General features: G+C 70.0%; 5 protein-coding genes. 3 read left to right on the top strand and 2 right to left on the bottom strand.

The window, feature by feature from the left end; genetic code table 11:
- Window positions 1–1,341 (top strand): FGGY-family carbohydrate kinase (locus tag HC022_RS19310; RefSeq protein ID WP_167453503.1); only part of this gene is annotated, 1,341 nt, incomplete at its 5' end.
- Window positions 1,342–1,459: 118 nt separating this feature from the next.
- Window positions 1,460–2,260 carry a DeoR/GlpR family DNA-binding transcription regulator gene (locus HC022_RS19305; protein ID WP_167453502.1) on the top strand — a complete coding sequence of 267 codons (801 nt, stop codon included), beginning with the start codon at window positions 1,460–1,462 and terminating at the stop codon, window positions 2,258–2,260.
- A 9-nt stretch (window positions 2,261–2,269) separates the two neighbouring features.
- Here the strand turns inward: HC022_RS19305 and HC022_RS19300 are convergent, their stop codons facing one another.
- Both HC022_RS19300 and HC022_RS19295 read right to left on the bottom strand, forming a co-directional pair.
- Window positions 2,270–3,049: an SDR family NAD(P)-dependent oxidoreductase gene (locus HC022_RS19300; protein ID WP_175583650.1), complete on the bottom strand. Its 780-nt coding sequence runs from the start codon at window positions 3,047–3,049 to the stop codon at window positions 2,270–2,272.
- A 2-nt stretch (window positions 3,050–3,051) separates the two neighbouring features.
- Window positions 3,052–3,756, bottom strand: a complete 705-nt coding sequence (locus HC022_RS19295) for an HAD family phosphatase (RefSeq protein ID WP_167453500.1) — start codon at window positions 3,754–3,756, stop codon at window positions 3,052–3,054.
- A gap of 203 nt (window positions 3,757–3,959) precedes the next feature.
- Between HC022_RS19295 and HC022_RS19290 the strand changes: the two genes are divergently transcribed.
- A partial coding sequence (locus HC022_RS19290) for a hydantoinase/carbamoylase family amidase (RefSeq protein WP_167453499.1) occupies window positions 3,960–4,764 on the top strand: 805 nt, incomplete at its 3' end.

Here is a 4,764-nt window from a genome sequence, read left to right as displayed (position 1 = left end):
GAGGTGCTGGCCGAGGTCATGCAGGCCCTGCCCGAGGGCGCCCGCCTGCGCGGCATCTGCGTCACCGGGATGCTGCCCGCGGTGGTGCTGCTCGACGCCGACGGTCATCTGCTCCGCCCCTCGATCCAGCAGAGCGACGGGCGCTGCGGCGCCGAAGTGCGGGCGCTTGCCGCCGAGGTGCCAGAGGCCGACTTCCTTGCCCGGACCGGCAACGGCATCAACCAGCAACTGGTGGCCGCGAAGCTGCGCTGGATCGAGACCCACGAGCCCGAGGTCTTTGCCCGCATCGCCACGGTCTTCGGTTCTTACGACTTCATCAACCTGCGCCTCACCGGTCATCGCGGGGTCGAGCACAACTGGGCGCTCGAGGCCGGGTTCATCGACCTCGCCGACCACGCCATCGCCGGGGATCTCGTGGCGCTGGCGCATCTGCCGCCCGGGGCGATCCCGCCGAAACACGCCTCGCACGACGTCATCGGCGCGGTCACTGCCGGGGCCGCCGCGGCGACCGGCCTGCCCGAGGGTCTGCCGGTCTTCGGCGGGGCTGCGGATCACATCGCCTCGGCGCTGGCGGCGGGGCTCACCGCGCCCGGCGACGTGCTGCTGAAATTCGGCGGCGCGGGCGACATCATCGTGATCTCTGACGCGGTGCGTGCCGACCCGCGGCTGTTCCTCGATTACCACCTCGTACCCGGGCTCTACGCACCCAACGGCTGCATGGCGGCGACCGGCTCGGCGCTCAACTGGTTCTCGGGCCTGCTGATCCCCGAGCCCGGCCCCGAACCCGACGCGGAAAAGCCCCACCGCACGCTCGACCGGCTCGCGGGTGCGGTGCCACCGGGCAGTGACGGGCTGCTCTGCCTGCCCTATCTTCTCGGCGAGAAGACCCCGATCCACGACCCGCTCGCCCGTGGCACCTTCACCGGGCTCGGGCTCAACCACACGCGCGGCCATCTCTGGCGGGCGCTGCTCGAGTCCGTGGCCTATGCCTTCCGCCACCACCTCGAGGTGCTCGAAGAGATCGGCCACCACCCGCGCCGGCTGTTTGCCTCGGACGGCGGCAGCGCCAGCCGGGTCTGGATGCAGATCATGGCCGACGTGGCCGGGCGGCCGGTGCAGGTGCTGGGCAATGCCCACGGCTCCTGCGCGGGCGCGGCCTGGGTGGCGGCGGTCGCCGCTGGCACCGCCGACTGGGCCGAGATCACCACGCTCGTGGCCTATGGCGAGCTGTTCGAACCCGACCCCGTCGCAAAGGCCGTGCACGACGCAGGCTACCGCGATTTCCGGGCGCTCTACGAGGCGCTGAAGCCGTTCTTCCACCGCCAGGCATCGCCCGCCTGACCCGGCGCCAGGGGGCCGCTTGTGCCTTTCAATGTTGCTTTCTGTTTGTATTGATCCGACTATGACCGGACCGGGTCGTGGGCCGCACCTTATGACCTGAGGAAGGGACCAGCACAGCATGAGCACCGCCACATCGAAGGGGCCCGGCAGGCTGATCGGGCGCGTCCGCAAGGACCGCATCTCGCAGATGGTGCGCGACAACGGCTTCATGTCCTCCGCCGATCTGGCCGAGACCTTCAAGGTCTCCGAGATGACCGTGCGCCGCGATCTCGCGGAGCTCGAGGAACGCGGCGACCTGCGGCGCACCCATGGCGGCGCCATCGCCTCGGAGCCCGAGGCCGAGACCCGCATCGCCGAGCCCTTCTTCGACGAACGCCTCCGGCGCAATGCCGAGGCCAAGGCCCGCATCGCCCGCGCCGCCGCGCGGCTGGTGACGGCGGGCCAGATCACCGCGCTCGATGTGGGCACGACCACCTTCGAACTCGGCAAGCTGCTGGTGGCGGAGGCGCAGCAGCGCGTCTTCACCAACAACCTGCGGGTCGCGGCGCTCGACACCCGGGCCGAGGTCTACCTGCTGGGCGGGAGGCTGCGGCCCAACGAGAAATCCATGGTCGGCCCCATCGCGCTGGAACAGGCGCGCAAGCTCTGGTTCGACATCGCCTTCATAGGCGTCTCGTCGATCTCGCCGGAGGGGATCTTCGATTATTCCATCGAGGATACCGAGATCAAACGCGTCTACATGAGCCGCGCCACCCGCAAGGTGGTGCTGGCGGACAGCTCGAAGTTCGACGAGATGGCGCTGGTGCAGATCGGCACGCTCGGCCAGTTCGACGTGCTGGTGACGGACGAGGCACCGGGCCCCGCGCTCGCGGCGGATCTTGCCGCCGCGAAGGTCAAGGTGATCGTCGCCGGGGCCTGAGCGCGCCGCTCAGGTGGTGTAGACACCGCCGGTCACGTTGATGCCCTGCCCGGTCATGAAGCCCGCCGCGTCCGAGGCGAGGAAGGCCACCAGCGTTGCGATGTCCTCGGGCTCTTCGAGCCGGCCCAGCGGCGTCTGGCGGACGTAGTCGGCGATGACCTCCTCGGAGGTGAGGCCGCGCAGCTCTGCCTCCCACGCCACTTCGCGCTCCTGCATGCCGGTGCGCACGAAGCCCGGGCAGACCGCGTTGACGCGAATGCCGTCCGAGGCCAGCTCGCGCGCCAGCGCCTGCGTCCAGCCCAGCACCGCGAATTTCGAGGCAGAGTAATGCGCCAGCAGCGGCGCGCCGATCTTGGCGGCGAGCGAGGCGGTGTTCACGATCACGCCCGTGCCCGCCGAAAGGAAATGCCGCGCGGCGATCTGGTTGGTCAGGAACACGCCGCGGGTGTTGACGTCGAGGTTGAAGTCCCATTCCTCGTCGGTCAGCTCCACCGCCCGGTTCATGGTCGAGACCCCGGCGTTGGCGCAGAGGATGTCGTAGCCGCCAAAAGCCTCGGTCACCTGCGCAAAGGCGGTGTCGACGCTGTCGCGGCGGCGCACGTCGATGCCGAGCCCGATGTGCTCCGCGCCCAGCCCGGCGGCGGTCTCGCGCGCGGCGGCCTCGTCGAGGTCGGCGATGGCGACCCGGACCCCGTGCTCGGCCAGCGTCGCGCAGATCGCGGCGCCGATGCCCCTTGCGCCGCCGGTCACGATAGCGCGCTTGCCGGCGAGGTCGGTTCCGATCTTCATGGTCATTGCTCCTTGGTCAGATCGCCCGGCTGCGGCAGGGCGTCGGGCGCGGTGACGCCCAGAATGGGGGTGATGAGTTCGTCGAGCCGCGCCACGGTCAGCTCGGCGCCGGGCACCGCGAGATGCTCGGTCGCGATGCCGAAGACCCGCAGCCCGGCGGCGCTGGCCGAGATGGCGCCGGTTTGACTGTCCTCGACGGCCGCGACCTGGGCGGGCGCGAGACCGAGACGCGAGGCCGCCATGACGTAGGGCGCCGGGTGAGGCTTGCCGTAAGGCACGTCGTCGAAGCTGACGGAGAACGCGATGTCGCCGGCGATGCCGAGGGCCGCGATATTGGCGTCGACGATGCGGCGGACCGAGTTCGAGACGCAGACCATGGGGACACCTGCCCCGCGCGCCGCCGCCAGCAGCTCTTCCATGCCCGCCAGCGGCCGCAGCTCTCCGGCACGGGCGCAGTAGCGCGCGACGATGAGGTCGGTCCAGTGCTGGTGCGACAGGTCCGCAGGCCGGCGCGGTTCCAGCGCGGTCCAGACGTCGGCGAGATGCACGCCGCGGAAGCGATCGTCGTCGAGGCCGCTCAGGTCGACCCCGGTCTCGGCGCAGACCTCGTTCAGCACGTCGAGGTGCAGCAGCTCGCTGTCGACCAGCGTCCCGTCGATGTCAAAGGCGATGGCCGCGATGGTGGCGGCTCCGGACGGTCCGATCATGAAGGCTCCGCTGGTTTCGTGCGACCCTAACCAAGATTCGAACAGTTGCAAACATTTTAGCACACTGGCTTTACCCTGGGCACGCGCCCTGGCCACCGGCGCAGGTATCGCAGCCATAGGCAGGCGCTATTTGTGAGCGGACCGCCCTCGTGCTTGTCTTGGCCCGACAGCCTCGCGCCCCTTTCACAGCCAAGGACCGACCGATGCCTTTCTCGCCCGACGCCCGCGCCGATCTCGACCGCTACTGGAGCACCATCGAAGCCTCGGCCCAGATCGGCATGGGGCGCCCTGGCGGGTTGTCGCGACTGGCGCTGTCGGATGCGGACCGCGACATGCGCGACCTCTTCGTGGAGTGGTGCGAGGACGCGGGCCTCACCATCGGCATCGACGAATGCGGCTCGATCTTCGCCCGCCGCGACGGTCGCCAGAACGAGCTGCCGCCGGTGATGATCGGCAGCCACCTCGACACGCAGATCAACGGCGGCCGCTTCGACGGCATCGCGGGGGTGCTGGCGGCGCTCGAGGTGGTGCGCAGCCTCAACGATCTGGGCCACGTCACCCGGCGCCCCATCGTCATCGTCAACTGGACCAACGAGGAAGGCTCCCGCTTCTCGCCGCCGATGGTGGCCTCGGGCTGCTTCGTCGGCCGCTACGAGACCGGCTGGGTGCATGATCTCGTCGCCGATGACGGCGCCCGCTTCGGCGACGAGCTCTCGCGCATCGGCTACAAGGGCAACATCCCCTGCGGCGGCGCCGAGATCGACGCCTATCTCGAGATGCACATCGAACAGGGCCCGCTGCTCGACGCCGAAGGCTACGAGGTGGGCGTGGTGACCGGCGGCTACCCGAGCCGCGGCATCCGCGCCCGCTTCGAGGGCGAGACCGCCCACACCGGCCCCACGCCCATGGACCTGCGCCACAACGCGCTGGTGGCCGGCGCGCGCTGGCTGACGGCGGTGGACGACATCGGCTGGGATTACGCGGTGCATGACGGCAAGGCCACCGCGG

It is taken from the genome of Salipiger sp. HF18 (genome assembly GCF_011806505.1).
GTDB classification, from domain to species: domain Bacteria; phylum Pseudomonadota; class Alphaproteobacteria; order Rhodobacterales; family Rhodobacteraceae; genus Salipiger; species Salipiger thiooxidans.
This window is presented reverse-complemented; position numbering and strand designations above follow the sequence as displayed.

Coding starts and splice junctions, on each gene's coding strand:
- HC022_RS19300 (WP_175583650.1), bottom strand. CDS start 3,049: ATGAAGATCGGAACCGACCTCGCCGGCAAGCGCGCTATCGTGACCGGC.
- HC022_RS19295 (WP_167453500.1), bottom strand. CDS start 3,756: ATGATCGGACCGTCCGGAGCCGCCACCATCGCGGCCATCGCCTTTGAC.
- HC022_RS19305 (WP_167453502.1), top strand. CDS start 1,460: ATGAGCACCGCCACATCGAAGGGGCCCGGCAGGCTGATCGGGCGCGTC.